Below are 20,124 nucleotides of genomic sequence, written 5' to 3'. Positions count from 1 at the left end.
GGCTCACGGCTCCCCGCCGGCTTGCGCGGCGTCGTCGAGGTCCGGAGCACGCGGTTCGCGCGGGAGGAGGTTTTCGAACCCGTTCACGACCATGTCCCCGAGCCGGCCCAGCGACGCCCAGCCATCATCTACCCCCTCGTGCGGGGCTTCGGGGTGCGCAAGCGCCAGGACGTCGACAGGCTGGCCAGGCGCGAGGCCGGCGGCCGCTACGGGGCTGGCCTCCACCTCGAAGACGAGCTTGCCGCGGCTGTCGCGGCTGTAGATCACCGGTGGGGTGAATTCGGGCTCGGCGCTGACAGAGGTTACCGTCGCGCTCATCCGGGCGTTGCAGCCGTCGCAGGCGAAGGTCACTTCGGTGCCCGGGGCGTAAAGCGGTAGGTCGCGTTCGGGGACGAAAAAGCGGATGTGGACGGCGTCGTCGGGCAGAAGCGCGACGACCGGCTGGTTCGCGCTTACCCACTCGCCGACCTGGAAATAGACCTCGTCGATGCGGCCGGCAGCGGGTGCGGCGGGGCTCATCTGCGCGTGGCGGGCCTCGACTTCGGCAAGCGCTGCCCGGGTCTGCGTCACATTGGCCGCGGCAGCGTCGATCTGCCCCTGGCGGGCGCCGAGCCGGGCGGCCGCAAGCTCGCGCGTCACCTGCTCGAGGGTTGCCGCGGCGGTATCGGCTGCAGCCTGCGCCTGGTCGAGCCGCGCCTGGGCCATCGTGCCACGCTCGACGAGTTCGCGGATGCGCCCGAGCTCGGTCTGGGCCTCGTCAAAGGCGGCTTGGGCGCCGTCTCGCCTTGCCGACAAGACCGCGAGTTCGGCAGGGCGCTCGCCCGCTCGTGCGTCGTCGAGTCGGGCTTCCGCCGCGCCGATGGCGGCTTCGGCCTGCGCGATCTGGGCGTTGATGATGGTCTCGTCGAGCGAAAAGAGCGGATCGCCTGCGTTCACCCGGTCGCCCGCGGCGACGGCAAGAGAGCGGAGCGGCGCGGCGGCCGGCGCGGCGAGGTAGAGCGTATTGCCCTCGATATAGCCGTTGAGGACCGCCGGTTCGACGGGCCGTGTGAAGTACCAAAAGCTGAAATAGGCAAGACCCGCGAAGACGACTATGGCAAGGAGGGGGCGCAGGCGGTGGCTCATGGCGCGGCCTCCGGATCGAGCAAGGCGCCGCGCATGATCGTTTCGATGTGCTGGCGCGCGAGGCTTTCGATATCAAAAGGCTCTGCGCCCACCGGGGCCATAACGGAGTTCCAGATGAAGGACATGAAAATCGGTCCGACCATCTGGACCGCGTAGTTGCGCGGGTCGCCGGGCCGGATCTCGCCTTGCGCCTGCGCGTCTGCGATGGTCTGGGTCACGAGGCCGACAACGGGGTTGACCATCACCTCGTACCAGGACCGCGCGATGTTGGGAAAGTTCTGGCTTTCCCCGATCACCATCTTGACGATCGCGGCGACGGGAACCGATTCCATGATGTGTGCGAGAACGGGCGGGAGCGTGGGCAAGAGTTTGCCGATGCGCCCGTCGGCAAGGGCGATGGCCGCGCGGACCTTTTCGATATTGGGCGCAAAGGACTGGCTTACCACGGCCTCGAACAACGATTCCTTGCTCTCGAAATAGAGATAAAGCGTGCCTTTGGAGACGCCGGCCCGCGCCGCGATATCGTCAAGCCGCGCGGCGGCGTAGCCGCGCCGCGCAAACACTTCGAGCGCGGCCTCAACGATCTCGTCGGGCCGGGCATCCTTGCGCCGCTTGAATTTGGGGTTCTTTGCCATGGCGTCTACTTAATTACTGACTGGTCAGTAATTTATAAAGAAGATAACGAGGGATGTCCAGGGGTGGGTGGCGCGCCAGTATCTCCTGCGGTGCCCACCACCCCGGCCGAGGAGGCGAGGCGCAACGCCGGGGATACGCGCTGCCGAGCGTGTTCGCGACAAACTTATCCCCGCCTTGGCAACCCGGGCTATTCTGCTCTGTACGGACCCGCTTCTGATGGGCGCGAGCGCAACGAACGTTTGGGCGGGTCCGGTCCGGGTTCCTCGCGGGTCGCTGCGGGGAAGGCCCAAAGCGGACAGAGGCCGGACGGGGACTGATATCCCCGTCGTACTCCCGAAAGGGAGAGGGGCACCGAGCCTTTTCTTCTCAGGGAAAAGGTTACGACAAACCCCAGCCCGGGACGCCGCCATAAGCCGAAAATCCCGGGTGTATGCGGCGAGGCTCGCTTCGCTATTTTATATTTCAGTATGAGGCGCGTCTCGCCGCATACCGTCCACGCTTATTGATACCCGGGACCCAAGGGCCGCCGGATGAAGAGGCATGCGCGGGGCAGCGTCAGACCGTGCGCGGGTAGCGGCGGTGGATGGCTTCGATCCCCTCGAGCACGGTATCGGACAGCGTCAGGTCCGCTGCGCCGATATCGGCCTCAAGCTGCGCCATCGAGGTCGCGCCGATGATGACGGATGTCATGAACGGCTTGGTGAGGCAGTAGGCGAGCGCCATCTGGCAGGGGTCGAGGCCGTGCGCTTTGGCAAGTTCGACATAGGCCCGGATGGCAGGTTCGGAATGTTCGCTCATGCGCCAGACGTCGCCGACGTCGCCGCGCGTGCCCCGGGGCACCTGGCCATCGAGATATTTGCCGCTCAGAACGCCGCCACCGAGAGGGGAATAGGCAAGCAGCGCGATTTCCTCGAAATAGGCGACTTCGGCGAGATCGAGATCGAAATGGCGGCGCAGGAGGTTGTATTCGTTCTGGATCGATGCGAGGCGCGGCAGGTTATGCTCCCTGGCGAGCCGCAGGAATTCCATCAGGCCCCAGCTCGTCTCGTTGGAAACGCCGACGGCGCGAATTTTGCCTGCCTTGACCTGCGCGTCCAGCGCCTCGAGGGTTTCGAGCATGTTTTCGCGAACCCCCTCGCGGCCCTGGCAGAAGGGGTCGAAGCCCCAGGACCGGTTGAAGTTGTAGTGCCGGCGGTTGGGCCAATGGAGCTGGTAGAGGTCGATATAGTCGGTCCGCAGCCGCTTGAGGCTGGCATCGAGCGCGGCCACGACTTCCTTGCCATCGATCGGGCGGCCGCCACGGATCCATTCATTGCCGGGTCCGGTGATCTTGCTGGCGATGACGACGTCCTGGCGCCTGCCGGAGGTTTGCAGCCAGTTGCCGATATATTCTTCGGTGCGTCCCTGGGTTTCGGCGCGGGCAGGGGTGGAATAGAGCTCGGCGGTATCGAGGAAATTGACGCCCCTTTCGAGCGCATAGTCGATCTGCGCGTGCGCGTCGGCCTCCGAGTTTTGCTCGCCCCAGGTCATCGTGCCCAGGCAGATGCGGCTCACGGATATGCCGGTGCGGCCGAGTTCGCGAAATTCCATGACGAAGCCTCTTGATGGTTTTGCCCCGGGCGGGGCTGGAAGACGGCAAGATGAGCCGAGCGCAGGCTTACAACTTGTAACCGTCCGGTGCAATCGCCCGATGACGCACCGGCTGTTCCACAACTGTCAAAAAAATGTCGTCTATGGGGCTGGAGGGGGTTCCCAAATCGGATTTGCACCCCTATATAGGCGGCGTCTGAGCGGCACACATTGCCGCAATTCAATGACAGATTTGGCGCGGGGTGGAGCAGCCCGGTAGCTCGTCAGGCTCATAACCTGAAGGTCGCAGGTTCAAATCCTGCCCCCGCAACCAATTATTTCAAGGACTTAACCCAGGTGGCGGTTAGGTCCTTTTTTGTTGTGTCCGTACTGTGGCCGCAAAACGCCCGGCGCTTGGTTTCGATGAACCCGGGTGCAATTGGCGACTCTTTGCGCAGCTAGAGGCCGATGAATATGCCGACCCGGAGGTCCCCGAAGAATACATCGGGATAACGTCTTCTGGGTGCCCAAAACAGCCCGCTGGTCGCATTTGCAGGCAAATGCGAAGCGTCCCGAGATCGGGCTGTTGATCGATCAGGCTAAGGATGCCATCGAGCAGGAGCCTTCTAACGAGGGCTTGAAGGACGTTCTGCCCAAATACTATGCGCGACCCACGCTCAACCATACGATGCTGGGCGAGTTGATTGATCTGTATTCAAACATCGGCATGCACAATAGCACCGACAAGGTACGGGACGTTCTCGGTCGGGTCTATGTGTATTTCCTGTCGGGTTTTGCCGGTTCAGAGAGTAAGGGCGGTGGTGAGTTCTTTACGCCCCGCTCAATTGAGAATAAATCGCGGCACGAACTAGCAGACCGGCAGCTATGCGCCCTCATTTAGCCATAAACGCCGCACGAGCAAACTTCCTAAGAGCTGCCGGTGGATCGCACGACCGGCATGATCGGGGTGCCTCCCCCGCACACCTCCGGCTCAAGGTGAGCTCGTGCATCTTGCGGTGTTTCTTGTGCCGATGGAGACGGCGCCACTGGTGTGCCACAACAGGACCGAAAAGCGTCGGAAGCGGGGCTCGGACCGATCAGTGACAAGTTCAATTCGAGGAACACAACGGGCATTTGAAGAGCAACCTTGGCAGGTCTGGCATTCCCTCGATGGATGCGTTATTTCAACCACCTTACAGCCTGCCTTGGCTGGGAATAGTTATCTGGTCAAACAAATGGGAATTGCACAAGCATGGGTCGAAGTGTGTTGCCTAATCCTCTGACCGGTAGTGCGAAGTCAGTTTTCCGTGCTCTTGCAAAAAGTGCGCCCTCCACGCGGCCGGTTCTAGGTGCCGAGCTTGGCTTGTCACGACCAACAATGTCTGCTGCAATCGCCGAGCTCGAAAAGCAAAAGCTCGTCGAGCTGGTGGGTGAAGTCCAAGGTGCGGTCGGTCGCAAGGCCTCAAAGTATCGGGTCGGCCCAGGAGCAGGGCATGTTCTCGCTATCGACGCGGGGTCAACCCACATCCGGCTTCGGCTATCCACGCTCGATCGACGTTTGTTGCACAGCCGTGTTTACAAGTTGGCCTCCAGTCAGCAACAGCTGAGCGCCGAAATTAGTTTGGCCGTTGCCGATGAAGTCGCCGAGGCCATAAGAGAAACCCGACCCGAATGGGGCCCGCTTCGCTCTCTTGGTATCGCGCTGCCATCGCGTGTTGTGGGCAAAGACGGCGATGTCGGCTCCACAGGGCAGAACCAGATTTTTTCCCATTTTGCCCCGCCTCCCGGTGTCCGCGTTGTTATGGAAAACAACGTCAATTGCGCAGCGGTTGCAGAGCAAATTCACGGCTGTGCAAAAGGGTATGACACTTTTGCCTTCATTCAAATCGGGCTCAAGATCGGCCTGGGCATAGTGGTCTCAAACCAACTGGTGCGCGGCCGGAATGGGTCTGCAGGTGAAATCGGCCATCTGACCTACCCTTTTGCTCCGGGAGTTGCGCCAGAACCAGGGGCAATCGAGCGCTATATGGGCGCCGAAGCGTTCCTTGGAAGGGTTCGCACCGAGTGGCCATCCCACGCAGGTGCGCCTCCAGCAGATACCGCTGAACTTTTAAGCCTTGCCGCATCAGGGGAGAAAGTCGCTGCCGGCTTTGTAGAACAACATGCAACCGATATTGGACGACTGGTTGCGACCTGTATCAGCGTAATCGATCCCGGTCTGGTCGTTCTGGGTGGCGGCCTGGGTGCCTCTCCACAGCTCTTGCCTGGCGTTCAAAAGGAAGCAGACCGGCTTGCCTATCCTGCCAAGATCGTATGCAGCTCGCTGGCCTCTGATGCCACTGTGCTTGGCATTGAGAGCTTGGCAATCGAGGACGCCCTTTCCTCAATTCTCGCCGCCTGAACGCTTCTCAGCGCACCTGCTCGCGCCTCCAGCGTGCCACTCCTATTGACACGCATAGTTTGTTTGTTAAGTTGCCTAATGTTTGGCGCCATAAGGCACGAATATGAGGGGCCGGCTGATCCGGCACATGATGGGAACATCAATTCAAAGGAGGTACGTATGACGAGCACAAAGGTTAGGCGAACAATTTTGGGGGGCATTAGTGCTGTTGCGGTCGTCGCACTCACCGCTCCTTCGAGCGCGCAGTCGCTGGACTATTGGGTCTATTCCGACTTTGGCCAAGGCGAAGCCGGCGCCTTGCAAGAAGAGTTCATCGCAGAATTTATCTCCGAGCATCCCGATGTAACGATACAAATGAGCGGACGCGGTGACGATGATCTCACGGCAGGCCAGATTGCCGGTGCAGCAAGCGGGACTTTGCCGGACGTCTTTATGAACGGGCTTGCGATGGGATCAACACTTGTTGACGTTGGCGCATTGGCCAATCTTTACGACAAGTGGATGGCCATGCCAGAGGAATACAGAGCGCAGTTCGACCCGGCTGCTGTCGAGCGGTGCATGGCCTCTGAAACCGAGCTCTATTGTCTGCCATACACCGGCTATGGCACTTTGCTGTTTAGAAATCTCGATGTGCTCGAAGCTTCCGGCGTAGATACCTCTACCCCTCCCGCCACTTGGGCCGAATGGCTCGAACAGATGCAGGCGGTTAGCGATGCCGGCTATTTTGCGATCCCTGACCAGACACTAATCTTTAATTCCGTGGCAGAAATGTACGGCATGGTTGGAGACAATTCGACCTGGGGGATCGATTGGGACACGCGGACCACCAGAATTGATCCCGATGTCATGGCCCAAGTGCTCGAAATGTTTGTTGATCTGTCCGAGATCAACTCGGGCACAAGCCGCAATGACCAGTCCACCCGTGACCTGTTCATCTCCGGCCAGCTTGCTTTCCACACGATCGGCCCTTGGGCCAATCCCACATATGAGCAGGCCGCTGAAGCGGGGAACCTCAACTACGATTTCGTTCTCATGCCGGGAATTGAAGAAGGCAAGCACGGCGGCATCCAGAACTATGAGTTCATCGGTGTCGCGCCGGGCGAGAACGAAGATATCGCCTGGGAATTTGCCGCCTATGTTGCCGGCGAGAACCAAATGGCACGCTGGGCGTCCTTGCTCTCGCGCTACAACTCCAACGCTGCAGCAATGGCCGATCCTGAGGTCGCGTCCCTGCCGCTGATCGAACGCTCGGTGGAGTCGGTGAAATACGCCATGGACGTTCAGCCTCCCTATTTCGTTGAGGCCGTTCCCAATTGCCACAACGCAATCGTGGTCGATTATTCCGCGGCCACAGCTGATGGCGAGTTCTCTCCTCGAGAGGGTGCCGAAGAGATGATCGCCGAGCTCAACGACTGTTTGGCTGACTAGCGCTCTTGCAAAACTGCGTGGCCGGATTTTCCGGCTACGCCCCTTATTTGGGTTCGGGGTCGATATTTTGATGCGACGACACTTGCCGCACTATCTGATGATTGCGCCGTTTTTGATCTTGTTTGGTGCATTCTTTCTTTATCCCATTCTCAGCGGGCTGGTTTATAGCTTCTTTGAATGGAACGCAGTCTCACTCGGGGACTTTGTTGGCTTTGCCAATTACTTTGAAATCTGGGATTCTCGCGACTTCGGCCGTGCAGCAAGCAATCTGCTTGTCTATATTTCCCTGACCGTCCCATTGGGCATAACGACAGCTTTTTTGCTCGCACTGCTCGTTGACAGTTTCACGGGCCGTTGGGCCAATTTCTTCCGCAGCGCCTATTTTCTGCCCGTCGCCCTGCCAGCATTTCTCGCGGCAACAATCTGGCGTTGGATCTACGCTCCGAACCTAGGGCTGCTCAACATGGTTCTGGGGTGGTTTGGCATCCCGTCGGTCAATTTCCTCAACGACACCAGTACGATGATCTATGCCCTGATCGCGGTCGATATCTGGGTATCGGCGGGGTTCAACATGGTGATCATACTTGCCGGGCTGAAAAACATTCCAAAAGAGCTCTATGAAGCTGCGCGCCTCGATGGCGCAAGCAAGCTCCAGCAAACGCTCTTTGTCACGATCCCGATGTTGGGGCCGGTGCTGTTTTTTGTGCTCACTTATGGCGTCATCTCGGCAATGCAGGTTTTCGATACGCCATGGCTGCTCACAGGGTCGTCTTTCATAAGCTATGGCGGACGCCGCAATGCGCTGTTGTTTCCGGTCATGGACATGATGGGGCGCGCCTTTGGATCGGTAAGCTTTGGCCAGGCTGCAGCCTACGGGTTCATGCTCACCATCGTGATTGTCCTCATCACACTTGTCATGTTTGCCATCCGTTCAAGGTTGAGCCGCCAATGAAAATTTCCGTTTCAGCCACTGCCGTCACCACACCGCGTAAAGTCCGGGCCGTCTCGATCTGGCTGGTTGCAAAATGGATCGCGGCGTTCCTGGTGGCCCTGATTGCCATTCTGCCCATCTGGTGGATGATCAATGTGGTGTTTTCCGTGCCCGGTGAACCGGTATCGATCAATCCGCGCCTTTATCCGACCTCATTGGGCGATGGCTGGGCAAAGATCAGCATGGTGCTGACCGAAACCGAATATTTTCGCGCCTATCTGATCTCGCTGCTCTATGCGCTTCTGACCATCACCGGAGTTTTGATTTTCGGCTCAATGGCGGCGTTCGAGTTCGCCTTGTTCGAATTTCCGGGCAAACGCACCTTCTTTGCCATCGTGATGTTGTCACTGATGGTGCCGACCGCTGTCACCATCATTCCAACCTATCTGCTCACGGCACAATTGGGGTGGCTCAATACGATGCAGGGCCTTGTCGTGCCCGGCCTTTCGTCAGCGTTCGGTTTGTTTTTGCTCGTCCAATTCATGCGCTCGATCCCCAGGGACATGATTGAGGCGGCACGGCTTGATGGCGCTGGCCACTTCCAGATCTACTGGCACGTGGTCATCCCCTTGTCCAAGAACGCCCTGATCACATTGGCGATCCTGACCTTTATCCAGACATGGGGGAACTACATGTGGCCCCTCATCATCTCATCTGATCCTCAGATGTACACGGTTGGCCAGGTTGTGGGGCTGTTCAATTCACCCCTCTCCCATCACACCGTCGATATCGTAATGACTGCCAATCTCCTCGCCGCGATTCCGCCCTTGGTATTTTTCCTGATCTTCCAGCGCAAGATCGTGGAAGGCGTCGCGATGTCTGGAACGAAGGGCTGAAAGTGAGAGACCATGACATTTCTTGAAATTGCTTCGATTTCCAAATCGTTTGGTCCGGTCAATGTCCTCAAAGACGTCAATCTGTCCATCAAAGAGGGCGAGTTCGTCGTGTTCGTGGGACCCTCAGGATGCGGTAAATCAACCCTTTTGCGCATGATCACCGGACTTGAGACACCGACTTCGGGTGAAATCAAGATCGACGGCGAGGTGATGAACGAGGTTGAACCTGCCGATCGGGGCACGGCAATGGTGTTCCAGTCCTACGCGCTCTATCCTCATATGAGCGTTTTCGGCAACATTTCATTTGGCTTGCGCATGGCGCACCGCGCCAAGGCGTTTATTCGCCAGCGCGTCGAAAGCGCCGCCTCCATCCTGCGCCTTGAAAGCCTGATGGAGCGCAAACCTGGGCAGCTCTCGGGCGGCCAAAAGCAGCGTGTCGCCATCGGTCGTGCGATTGTGCGCGAGCCCAAGGTTTTTCTCTTTGACGAACCGCTTTCCAATCTTGACGCCGAACTGCGCGTTCAGATGCGCACAGAGTTGATCGATCTTCACAAGCGGCTGAAGACCACGATGATCTACGTCACCCACGACCAGGTCGAGGCGATGACCCTGGCCGACAAGATGGTGGTGATGAATGGTGGCCATATTCAGCAAGCCGGTCATCCGCTTACGCTTTACGATGATCCCGACAACCGCTTTGTCGCCGGATTTGTGGGCTCGCCGCGCATCAACTTCCTGCCGGTCTCGGTCAAAGCCGTTGGGGGCGATACCATTGGGCTCTCCCTTGAGGGCAGCGACCGGCTAACCAAACTGGCTTTTGATGGCCTCGATACCGACAGCGATGAGATGGAACTGGGCCTTCGTCCCCAGCACCTACGCATTCTCAAGGACGACGAGCAAGCCTTGGAACAAGAGCTGCTCTTGGAAGGCGATGTGGTCTTTGTCGAGCAACTAGGCGATGTGACCTATGTTCATGTCGACGTGTCGGAAACCTCGCGCATTATCGTTCGGGCTGACCGCAAGACCTACTCGGGACAAAGCCGAATCCGGGCGGCTGCCGACTTGTCTTACGCCATGCTGTTTGGACCGGACGGGGCCCGCCTTCGAAGCCGGAGCCTGCCGACACAATGACGAGCACCTCCAGACCTGACAGAACGCCGTTGATCGTTGGCATCGATATCGGCGGCACCAAGACTCACCTTAAAATCACACAGGGCGAACATGCACGGGAAGAGATCTATTCATCCCCGTCCTGGCGCAAACGCCATATCTCAGAAGACGCTGAATCCCTTTTGAAAATGGTCGACCAATTGGCTGAGGGTTCCGTGGTCGATGCCATCGGAATTGGCGCTCACGGATGCGACGATGCTTTGGAATGTTTGGCGTTTCAGCAAGAACTTTCGGCCCGAACGAAAACCCCCGTTGAAGTGGTCAATGACGCCGAACTGATGCCACTTGCCTTGGGATTTAAAAACCAGATCGGCGTTGTCGCCGGGACCGGTTCAATCGCCGTATGCCGGGAAGCCTCAGGTGAAATGCTCGTTGCGGGCGGCTGGGGCTGGGCCATTGGCGATGAAGGCAGCGCTGCGGGACTGGTGAGGGAGGCAGCCAAGGCGATCGCCCTCCATCTCGATCTTGGTGGCAGCATGGACGAGCCTCTGTGCCAGGGCCTGTTTAAGGCCATGGACATCCCTGGGGTGCCGCGCATTGGCAGCACGCTTACCAATTTGGGAACAGCCGCTGCAATTGGCAGTCATGCCCGCACGGTTTTCGACGCTGCCCAAGCTGGATCCGAGCTTGCCCAGCAAGTGATCAAGGAAGGCGGTATGGCGCTGGCGGATCTGGTCCAAAGGCTGGTCGCACGCGGCGCTGTTGGAAGGCACGTGGTTGCCGGAGGAAGCGTGATTGCCTCTCAACCACTTCTTTGGACCGCGTTTGAAAAGGCCACGCAAAATCTGGCCGGCCCTGCGCTCACTCCACACCTGTTCAAAGGAAAGCCCGTCGAGGGTGCATGCGTATTGGCGCAGTTTCTCATCGAAGAGCCGACTGCGACCGCCGCACGTGTTCAGACCAATTAAAAAACTGACCCAAAAAGGAAGACGCCTGTGAGTTATCGTTCAACAATAGCACGCCAACCCCAAGCTCTTACAGACACCCACGCCGCAGCAAGCGAGGAACTCGAAGGGCTCGATGTCTCCAGCCTCGACCAACCTCTCATCGGCATCACTGGGATCGGAGCGAGCTATGCTGCCGCGGTCGTGGCAGCCGGCCAGCTCCAGGATCGTGGTCGTCGAGCCTTTGCAATCCGGTCTTGCGATATGAGCGCGGGCCATGATCTTGCCGATGCCCTGATTGGGCTGTCGCATCGAGGGCGCAGCGTTGAAACCGTAGAGGCCTTCGAGCGCCTGCCATCGGCCTCGCGCCTGGCGATAACAAGCGATTCTGAAAGCCCGCTTGCCAAGGCGGCAAACCTTCATCTTCGCCTCAACAATGGCAGTGACGCAACGCCATCAAGCACCGGCTATAGCGCGACACTCTTGGCAACAGGCATGGTGTTGGACAAGCTCACGGGTGAGAACACCGATTGGGCGCAGCTTGCCACCTCGGTTGGCGATGTCCTTGCGACCGCAGCGGCCAAGATGGAACGGTTGGGCAAACTGTTTAAGGGCCGTCGGGCCATTGATTGTGTCGGTGCAGGGTCCGCGCTCGGCACAGCTGATGGTGCTTCGCTCCTCATTCGCGAAGCCGCGCGTATCCCAGCTTCTGCCTATGACACACGCCACTATCTGCACGGTCCGCTTGAAGCTATGGACGAAACAACAGGCGTTTTGATTGTGGGCAATGGCCGCGAGATCCAACTCGCCCAACAGGTCGACAAGATTGGTTGCCCCTGTCTTTTGATCACGACGTCCGATGGTATTGCTGATGGCCAGAATCTGACGGTCATCAAGGTGCCCAACTGGGACAACAGATTGGCCCAGGGCATCATCGACATCTTGGCCCCGCAACTCTTTGCTGCTCAATTGTCCGATGATCTTGGCTTGACCGATGTAAAGTTTCGCTATCGCATGAGCGACACCAAAGTGCCCGCAGCGGCCTGACGGATCGCTGCGTCGCTGAGATTGAGCGCAATTTCAAAGGTAGCAGTTTCAACTGCCAGTACAAGGTTGGCAGGGCCAACGCCGCCAGACGTGTCGGTAGCGCACACGTAACGCGACATGGCGCCAAGTATGCCATGTCCATCGCTCTATCAAGGGGGTACCCAGGCCATGATCGCTCCCGATCTTACCACGCTTGAGCTGGGCTTTGATGTCCCCGCGTTCCCGGGGATGGCTGAGAGCGACATCCTCACTCCAGCTTTGATCATTGATCTTGATGCTTTCGAGGACAATGTGGAACGCATGCGCTCACTTTGTGCGTCACATTCTGTCCGTCATCGTGCCCACGCCAAAATGCATAGGTCCGTCGATGTGGCCAAATACCAGATCGAAAAAGGCAACGCAGTAGGGATTTGTTGTCAGAAAGTCAGCGAAGCGGAAGTGTTTGTGCGCGCTGGGTTCACCGATGTCATGATCTCCAACGAGGTCACCGATCCGGCCCGCATAGACCGCTTGGCCAAATTGGCAAGACGCGCTCGCATTTTGGTGTGTGTCGATGATTTTGCCAATCTCGATGCACTGTCGCGATCGGCGCAAAACCATGATGTCATCATCGAAGCTCTTGCTGAAATCGACGTGGGCACGGGGCGATGTGGGGTCAAGACATCTTGCAATGCGATCGATCTGGGCTGTGCGATTGCCGCGACGCCGGGCCTGCACTTTGCCGGTATCCAAGCCTATCATGGCCCAGCCCAACATTTGATCAAATACGCCGAGCGCCACGCTGCGATTGCGCTAGCTGTCGAAACAGTGAAGGCAGCATGTTTGGGACTACAGGCGAGAGGGCTTTCATGCGACATCATTGCAGGAGCCGGGACCGGCACAGCACAATTTGAAGCGGCGACGGGCGTCTATAATGAAGTGCAGGCGGGCTCTTACGCGTTCATGGACGCTTCCTACGGTGCTATCGAGGATGAAGATGGCCGATCCTCAACAAACTTTCGTCATGCATTGTTTGTGCTGACTTCGGTCATGAGCGTTGTGGGGGCGGGCAGGGCCGTTTGTGATGCGGGACTGAAATCCCAGTCGCTCGATTCAGGCCTGCCAAAGGTTTGGGGACAGGAAACTCTTGATGTGCTCAGCTGCAATGACGAGCACCTCATGATTGCAGATCCCGATAACACCTTGAAATGCAATCAGCGTCTGCGTCTCATTCCTGGCCACTGCGACCCGACCTGCAATTTGCACGATTGGTATGTCTGCGTCCGCAACGGGGTCGTCGAGACGCTTTGGCCAGTCTCGGCGCGCGGCAAGTCAATCTAACGATCACATGGCAACGATGGACGGCCTCCAATCCAGACAGAACCCTGAAAATTCTGCGAACGTCAGACACATCGAGCGCGCCGCAAAGGCTGAAATGCGTGGGGATCGATCCACGCGCGTGGTAATTCCGTATCTTTGCAGCAGCGGCGACAGGAAGCGCCCGTGAGGATCCTGAAATTATGCTGCAGGGATTTATAACCAGCCCGCTATCACTGACATTGGCGACGATCTTGCTTGCGCTCTTGTTGAGCCAAATGCGCATTTTCAGTTTTTTCCACGCAATTCAGATCCGGGTGAGGTTCGCAAGAGTCGGTGGAGGGGTCCGTAATATCCTCCTTTACTCTGGGTACTCGCGTGGTGGCTGCGACAAATATCTCAAAAGCTCGTTACGTTGGAGCGCGTCACAAACAGAGCCCCAGTCCTGGAAGGGTGCAACATGCCCTTGTCAAATGAGTGCAGGACGATCATGGCTCGCGAAGTGAGCGTTTTCGTTTTTCCGGCCTCGCTTACTTTGCAGTAATCGATAAAGGATCTCATGCTCCCACTCAGGGCTCGAATGCCCAAATTCGGCTTGCTCCGCTTCCTCGCCAACAACAGACAGTCTGCAACCGGCCCCAAACACGACATTGGATTTGTGCGTCGGCGAAAGCCAAGTGGATCAAACTGGTTCGTCGTGCCACGGTCTGGAAACTTCCCTGCTGATAATGACGGCTGCGAGCCCCGCAACCAATTTCAGCTAAAATAATTGTCGTCGCCAATCCAGAACGGGTCTGTGCCGCAGAGCCGTCGTGCTTAATGCTCGACCTTGAACCAGCGCAGATTTTCTCGAGTTAACGGCCGCTTTGCGCTCCCATATCGGTCATCCGATGACTGCAGCGCGCTCCCAATAGAGGACGCCCCCGACCGCGTGATCAACCACAAGATTGGGGTTTCCTGCCCTGTTTCACCAGATTGCGGGTGGCGCTATTGCCGCCACCCGCAATGTTCGCTGAAGAGCCGCTGGCGATGCGATCGTTATTCTCAACGCTCGATAGCGGCACCCTTTTTGGATCATCAGTCTCGTGCAGATACAATGGCAAGGCCATCGTCCCCGATGCGGAACTGCATCAGGTCTTCACCCACGGTGAGCGGACCACCATAGGTTTGGCGGGTTGCCTCTACAAGGTCGGTCATTCGGACCTCGCCGTCTCCAAGGCGACCGACGTGAGAATATACAGCCATGTTTGGCTGAGTTTGCGCAAAGGTTCGCCCTGCATCCTGCGGGCTAATATGATGGCTAAGGACCCGTTTTACGAAAGGCAAATCCAGCATCTCGGTTGGTGCTGTTGCAACCGAATGAACCAAAAGATCGACCCCTTGCAAGTGTTCTATGATGCCAGCATCATTAGCCACATCGCCCGAAAAGCCGACTGACTTTCCTGCATAGTCTATCCTATAACCGACACTCGGTTTGATGGCCTCTCCATGGTGCGTCTCAAACGCGGTTACGGTCACACCGTCCTGGTCAAACACGACACCAGATTGGGCCTCGTGCGCGCTTATGAAGGTTGCATCTTCGGGCACACCTTCATCGTCAATTCTTATCTCAGCATCGACGCGGTAGGCCGTTTCCAAGCCTTCGGCGATCCTAACGGTCCCTCGAGGCCCGATGAGCCGCATCGGCTCTTCCCGACCGCCGATAGGGCCTGTGAGGTATCCGGTCATGAAAACGTCGCCGAGTCCGTTAATGTGATCGGAATGGAAATGGGTAAGAAAGACACCGTCTATGCTGCCCACTCTGAGACCCATCTGATTGATACGCACTGGCGCCCCTCGGCCAGCGTCGATCAACAACGTGATTTCGCCGGCCTGCACTAGGTTTGAATAGCCATATCGCGACGGATCGGCTCCGGGTGTGCCCGTTCCGAGCAAAGTTACGATGAGCTCGTTGCTGACGGCCGGCTCCGCCTCTTGAGCGGCGAGGGCACTAGAAAGGGTCAGCATCGCTACGATGCCAAGACTGCGAATGGTCGCTTTGGGGCCTGGGATGGGCATTCGAGGTTTTGTCACTAAAGTCTCCTCCTTCATTGACTTATGTACGCTTGCAAATGCAAAGCGGCTGTCGCCGCCATCCAATGCGTTGCGTTCAATGATGACACAATCGACACCGCCAGGGCCGCCTGGGCCGCTTTAGCCTGGCCACGTGTAGTTCGAGGTGTCGGATCGATTATCGTTGGCAGGAACCCCTCGAGGACAATTCAAAATTGCCCTGCTGCCATCGAAGTTTGGTGCAACTGGTCAGAAGGTGTCCAATTCGAGATGTATCGGCTCACGGCGAGGTTATGGGGTATCAAAGCGTTGATACCTGCTTCACTTCGCTGGTTGCTGCTTCCTGACAATGCAGCCGCCGCAACCGGGGCGTTCAGCCACTCTCGGCAATACGCTTCCCTCGCAACACGCAATGAGACCCTGCAATCCGGTTGATCACGAAGCCCACGCATAATGCCGGTAGGACGTGTGCGCTCGATCGTGATTTGAATTGCGCCTGACAAAGGCGGTTTCGTTGCCGGGAAGGTAGGCTCAGTACCCAGTGCTTGCGGTCTGAACCAGGCGGAGCCTGCCGCAATCGTTGTACGAGCCGTGGCCGTATTCGTAGGCTAATCTCTTTTTTAGCTGCGAGGTAAGTTTTAACCGACGAAGTGCCAACGCCGTTGTGTCAAAGCTCGTCCAAATTCAGGACAACCTTGCCAATTTGTTGGTTGGCATCGAGTAATTGGTGCGCTCGGGAAATCTCGGAAAAGGGCAGCACATCAAAGATGACGCTTTTGATGGCTCCGCTTGTCAGCGACGGCCAGACCTTTTCGACCAACTCTGATGCCAACGCGCCCTTATAGGCAGCATCGCGGGGCCGAAGCGTCGAGCCGGTGAGTGTCAGACGTCGCCGGACAAGCGCGCGCACGTTTACCTCGGATTGTGGCCCCAGATGGCTGGCGATGAGTACCAAACGACCATCAAAGCCAAGGAGGTCGAGCTGTTTTTGGGTGTAGGGACCGGCCTGACCATCCAAGATGACGTCAAAACCATCCGGACCGATATACTGACCGATCTGCGCGTCCCAGTCCTCCAGCTTGTAGTCGAAGGCAGCTTCGGCGCCAAGTTCGCGACACACAGCTCGCTTTTGCGGGGTGCTCGCGGTCGCCACCACTCTGGCGTTAAACAACTGATGGGCAATCTGGGTGGCCGCCAGCCCCACACCGCTCGTTCCGCCTTGAATGAGCAGTTTTTCGCCGTGTCCCAGCCGTCCGAGCCAGACCACGTTGTTCCAGGCCGTGAAGAACGCTTCGGGCAGCGACGCTGCCTGAACGAAGTCGAACCCCTCGGGGATAGGCATGACCTGGGGTGCGGGAACGGCGCAATACTGGGCATAGCCGCCGCCATTTGTGAGGGCGCACACCTTGTCCCCGACGGCGATCCCGGTTACCGCGTCGCCCACCTCGACGACGATACCGGCGACATCGAGTCCCAGCAGATCCGAGGCCCCTGGCGGAGGCGGATAGAGCCCACGCCGCTGTTGAATATCGGGTCGGTTCACGCCGGCCGCTTTGACTTCGATCAGCACGTCGTGGGCGTTGGGTACCGGTACGTTGCGCGTACCAAAATAGAGGACGTCAGGTCCTCCGGGTTCGCGGACTTCGACCACTTGCATTGTTTGCGCCATCTTTAAACGTCCTGTTTGGCCCAACTACGCTGAATGGGGTTGGCGAGCGACCCCAGGCCTTCGATTTCAATTGTAATGGTCCCGTCGCGCTGGTGGAGATTGACGTTGCGATGACCGTTGGGGAACTCGCCCACGCCCTTGGCAGAGGTTCCAAAACAGATGACATCACCCGGCTCGAGCGTGAAGTAGCGGCTGGCCTCGGCCACCACTTCTTCAATCTTGAAGCGGTAGCTCGATGTGTTGTCGACGGCGAACGGCTTGCCGTCGAGCCAACCCTTGACGTCCAAACTATTGGGATCGGCAATCTCATCGGCGGTGGTAATCCAGGGGCCCATTGGTCCGAACGTATCGCTGGCTTTCGAGCGCGCGTGATAGACGAAATAGACGTCGTTATCGTCCTCACCCTTGCGGTTGCGCCAGGCCAGATGGTGGGATCGCAGGAGGTGCGGCTCACGTGTGGTGGCAATGGAGTCCATGCCGAACTTGAGCCCATGGGACGTGACGTCATTGATGATGGTGTAGCCAAAAATGGCCTCTTTGGCCTCCTGCACCGAGATGTGCTTGCACCGTTTGCCGATGACGCCGCCCAGTTCGAGCTCGGGTATGGTTTCCCCGTAGTGCTTTTCCATGACGATGGGCTGGTTGTGCCCGGTCAAACAGGAGGGCGCTTTGAAAAAGAAGTTCGGCACGCCCGGGTCCTTATGGGCGGATTTGCGAATGCCCATATTGTTGAACGCCACCCCAATGACCTTGCTGGGGCGGGGCTGGGGCGGCAGCCAGTTCAGGTGCTCGAGTTCGAGCGCGATGTCCAAAGGGGCCTGACGGACGGCGGTCGTAAGACGCGCGAGCTCGTCCTTGCCGGCTTCGACGAGGTCGTTGAATGTGCAGGGGGCGTCCTCGAGCCCCGCCACCTTGTAGGCCTGGACCACGGGCACGGCTTTGCCGTCACGCTCGGCAACAAGCACAGCTTTATTGTTCTGGAGAATGGTACCCAGTTTCATTTCGACACTCCGAGGTTCTTAAAAGACGCTAATTGGTTTGGGCTTTGTTGGCCGGCCAGAAGTGGTTTTGCGCCAGTGCGAGCAGGATGACCGGTGCGATAAAGACCAGCGCCAGCACGGTGAGGGCAAAATCAGTCCATCCGGGGATGGCGTCAGCGGGCACGGCCATGATTAGGGCTCCGGCGATCAGCACGAGGCGCAACGGCCAGCTGTAGCTCTTGTCGGTAAACAGCGGCCCCACCATTAAAAGGTATCCCTGCATGGCGCCGGCAAAGATCAGGATCCCGGCCGCCGCCAAGCCAAGCGCGACGACGGCTTCCAACGGCGTGCCCTGGAGGACGAGGGCGGGCTGGAAGACGAAAAAGAACGGGATGAAATAGATCACGCTGCCGAGCTTCATTGCCTCAAAGCCGGTGCGCATCGGCGGCGTGCGTGCCACAGAGGCCGCTGCGAAGGCGCCCAGGGCAACTGGAGGGGTGATGAAGGAGAGCATCCCCCAGTAAAAGATGAACATATGCGCCGCGATGGCGTTGAGCCCCGAGGAAATGAGCGCCGGGGCAAGCAGGATGGCCAGAAAGATATAGGCGGCGGTCGAGGTCATCCCGACCCCCAGGATGAGGCTGGTGATGGCGCCCATGATCAGGAGCAGGATGGAGGAGCCCCCGGCGATCCGCAGGAGATCGTTGACGAGGGTGCCTGCAAGCCCGGTCACCGAGAGGGCGCCGATGATCAGTCCCACCGCGGCGAGAATGCCAATGAGATTGGCGAACAAGCGGCCAAGGCTGTCGATAAAGGCACCGAATTCGGCCCATCCCCACCGATGTTTGCGCGAGGCGAGCTGATTGATGATGATCAGCGCCGGGGCGGCAAAAAACGGCGCGATCGTCTCACGCTTGAGCACCAGCAGCATGAAGATCAGGAGCCCGAAAGCGAACAGGTAGTACCAGCCTTCTCGCAGCGTTTCGCCGAGCTTTGGCAGTTCGGCGCGCGGCAGCCCTTTGAGCTCTTCCTTGGCCGCGCGGGCATCGATCTGTATGAACAGGCCGAAAAAGAACAGGACCGATGGAATGATGGCGGCCAGAGCGATATCGGCATAAGGAACACCAAGCAGGTTGGCCATGACAAAGGCCGTGGCCCCCATGACCGGCGGCATCAACACCCCTCCGGTTGAGGCCGCGGTTTCCACCCCGGCGGCAAAGGTGCCCTTCATGCCTGTGCGTTTCATGGCTGCGATGGTCATCGGGCCGGTGGTCAGGACATTGGTCACGACGCTCCCGCTCATCGAGCCCATCAATCCGCTCGAAAAGATTGCCACCTTGGCCGGGCCGCCCCGAACATGGCCGAGCAGCGCGAACGCCAGGTCGATAAAGAATTTGCCCGCACCGGTGTGCTGGAGGGCGGCGCCAAAGATGATAAAGCCCACGATAAGGTTGGCAAACGAGCGGAACGCCACACCCAAAATGCTCTCTGAACTCATGGCGTGGTATGCGGCTGTGAGATCAAGCGGGGCGGGAAAGGCGGAAATAGGCCCGGGTAGGGAGCCCGCAAAGATCGGGTAAAGCGAAAGGATGCCGACGATGGCGGCCAGAACAGTTCCGCCAGCGCGACGGCCAGCCTCCACGACGAGGACCCACAAAACACCCGAAACCCAGACCGCCTGATCGGGCGGGGCCATCTCCCAACCCCGCATGACGATATTGAGCCCATTGGCAAAGAAATAGCCGCAGGTGGCGAAAGCGATGGCCGAGAGCGCCCAGTCATAAAGCGGAACCGTCTCGGCCCGGGAGTTGGGATTGGCGCGGTAGTAAATAAATATCAGTGGGAGCGCGAACGCCAGGATCGCGTAAAGGTAACGGTTTTCGAGCAGTGTAAATCCGGCCAGGAAGCCCAGGTTAAAGATTTGGTTGACCGCCAGAACGAGAATGGCGACGGTAAAGGCGCGGGTGATCCACAGCGGGAATCCCCCGAGCCGTTTGTCCTTCACCTCTTGCTCGTGAGCGTGTTGTTCAACCTGCATTC

General features: G+C 58.5%; 16 protein-coding genes and 1 tRNA gene. 10 read left to right on the top strand and 7 right to left on the bottom strand.

From position 1 onward, the window contains the following. Positions 1-3: 3 nt before the first annotated feature. From LSG43_RS12190 to LSG43_RS12180, 3 genes are all read right to left on the bottom strand, one after another. Positions 4-1,125, bottom strand: a complete 1,122-nt coding sequence (locus tag LSG43_RS12190) for an HlyD family secretion protein (protein WP_231804470.1) — start codon at positions 1,123-1,125, stop codon at positions 4-6. Then, positions 1,122-1,760 carry a TetR family transcriptional regulator gene (locus LSG43_RS12185; protein ID WP_231804468.1) on the bottom strand — a complete coding sequence of 213 codons (639 nt, stop codon included), beginning with the start codon at positions 1,758-1,760 and terminating at the stop codon, positions 1,122-1,124. The genes LSG43_RS12190 and LSG43_RS12185 overlap by 4 nt, the downstream gene beginning before the upstream one ends. Positions 1,761-2,316: 556 nt before the next feature. Next, on the bottom strand, positions 2,317-3,351 hold the full coding sequence (locus LSG43_RS12180) for an aldo/keto reductase (protein WP_231804466.1): 1,035 nt from the start codon (positions 3,349-3,351) through the stop codon (positions 2,317-2,319). A 236-nt stretch (positions 3,352-3,587) separates the two neighbouring features. Between LSG43_RS12180 and LSG43_RS12175 the strand changes: the two genes are divergently transcribed. The 10 genes from LSG43_RS12175 to LSG43_RS12130 all read left to right on the top strand — a co-directional run bounded on the left by LSG43_RS12175 (position 3,588) and on the right by LSG43_RS12130 (position 13,407). After that, positions 3,588-3,664: transfer RNA gene (locus tag LSG43_RS12175), tRNA-Met, on the top strand. Between the two features lie 189 nt (positions 3,665-3,853). Then, positions 3,854-4,231 (top strand): N-6 DNA methylase, encoded by a 378-nt coding sequence (locus tag LSG43_RS12170; protein WP_231804463.1) that lies wholly within the window; start codon positions 3,854-3,856, stop codon positions 4,229-4,231. Positions 4,232-4,582: 351 nt separating this feature from the next. Beyond that, positions 4,583-5,731 (top strand): ROK family transcriptional regulator, encoded by a 1,149-nt coding sequence (locus tag LSG43_RS12165; RefSeq protein WP_231804461.1) that lies wholly within the window; start codon positions 4,583-4,585, stop codon positions 5,729-5,731. A gap of 159 nt (positions 5,732-5,890) precedes the next feature. Next, positions 5,891-7,159, top strand: coding sequence for an ABC transporter substrate-binding protein (locus tag LSG43_RS12160; protein WP_231804459.1), 1,269 nt, complete (start codon positions 5,891-5,893; stop codon positions 7,157-7,159). Positions 7,160-7,241: 82 nt separating this feature from the next. Then, positions 7,242-8,111 carry a carbohydrate ABC transporter permease gene (locus tag LSG43_RS12155; protein ID WP_231804457.1) on the top strand — a complete coding sequence of 290 codons (870 nt, stop codon included), beginning with the start codon at positions 7,242-7,244 and terminating at the stop codon, positions 8,109-8,111. Then, a complete protein-coding gene (locus LSG43_RS12150) occupies positions 8,108-8,986 on the top strand; it encodes a carbohydrate ABC transporter permease (RefSeq protein ID WP_231804455.1) in 879 nt (292 codons plus the stop codon). Before LSG43_RS12155 ends, LSG43_RS12150 begins: the two co-directional genes overlap by 4 nt. Before the next feature lie 12 nt (positions 8,987-8,998). Beyond that, positions 8,999-10,117, top strand: coding sequence for an ABC transporter ATP-binding protein (locus LSG43_RS12145; protein ID WP_231804453.1), 1,119 nt, complete (start codon positions 8,999-9,001; stop codon positions 10,115-10,117). After that, a complete protein-coding gene (locus tag LSG43_RS12140) occupies positions 10,114-11,064 on the top strand; it encodes an N-acetylglucosamine kinase (protein ID WP_231804451.1) in 951 nt (316 codons plus the stop codon). Before LSG43_RS12145 ends, LSG43_RS12140 begins: the two co-directional genes overlap by 4 nt. Positions 11,065-11,091: 27 nt before the next feature. Further along, on the top strand, positions 11,092-12,087 hold the full coding sequence (locus tag LSG43_RS12135; protein ID WP_231804449.1) for an SIS domain-containing protein: 996 nt from the start codon (positions 11,092-11,094) through the stop codon (positions 12,085-12,087). A gap of 168 nt (positions 12,088-12,255) precedes the next feature. After that, a complete protein-coding gene (locus LSG43_RS12130; protein WP_231804447.1) occupies positions 12,256-13,407 on the top strand; it encodes a DSD1 family PLP-dependent enzyme in 1,152 nt (383 codons plus the stop codon). 1,053 nt (positions 13,408-14,460) lie between these two features. On the opposite strand, the gene LSG43_RS12125 is transcribed toward LSG43_RS12130, so the two are convergent. The 4 genes from LSG43_RS12125 to LSG43_RS12110 all read right to left on the bottom strand — a co-directional run bounded on the left by LSG43_RS12125 (position 14,461) and on the right by LSG43_RS12110 (position 20,122). Further along, on the bottom strand, positions 14,461-15,522 hold the full coding sequence (locus tag LSG43_RS12125) for an MBL fold metallo-hydrolase (protein ID WP_231804445.1): 1,062 nt from the start codon (positions 15,520-15,522) through the stop codon (positions 14,461-14,463). 580 nt (positions 15,523-16,102) lie between these two features. Then, positions 16,103-17,104 carry an NAD(P)H-quinone oxidoreductase gene (locus LSG43_RS12120; protein ID WP_231804444.1) on the bottom strand — a complete coding sequence of 334 codons (1,002 nt, stop codon included), beginning with the start codon at positions 17,102-17,104 and terminating at the stop codon, positions 16,103-16,105. A 2-nt stretch (positions 17,105-17,106) separates the two neighbouring features. Continuing rightward, positions 17,107-18,105 (bottom strand): fumarylacetoacetate hydrolase family protein, encoded by a 999-nt coding sequence (locus tag LSG43_RS12115; protein WP_231804442.1) that lies wholly within the window; start codon positions 18,103-18,105, stop codon positions 17,107-17,109. 28 nt (positions 18,106-18,133) lie between these two features. After that, positions 18,134-20,122: a TRAP transporter permease gene (locus tag LSG43_RS12110; protein WP_231804440.1), complete on the bottom strand. Its 1,989-nt coding sequence runs from the start codon at positions 20,120-20,122 to the stop codon at positions 18,134-18,136. Positions 20,123-20,124: the final 2 nt, after the last annotated feature.

The sequence above is a fragment of the Pelagibacterium xiamenense genome (genome assembly GCF_021166475.1).
Taxonomy (GTDB): domain Bacteria; phylum Pseudomonadota; class Alphaproteobacteria; order Rhizobiales; family Devosiaceae; genus Pelagibacterium; species Pelagibacterium xiamenense.
The sequence above is the reverse complement of the archived record's forward strand: the minus strand, read 5'-3'. Positions and strand labels throughout refer to the sequence as shown.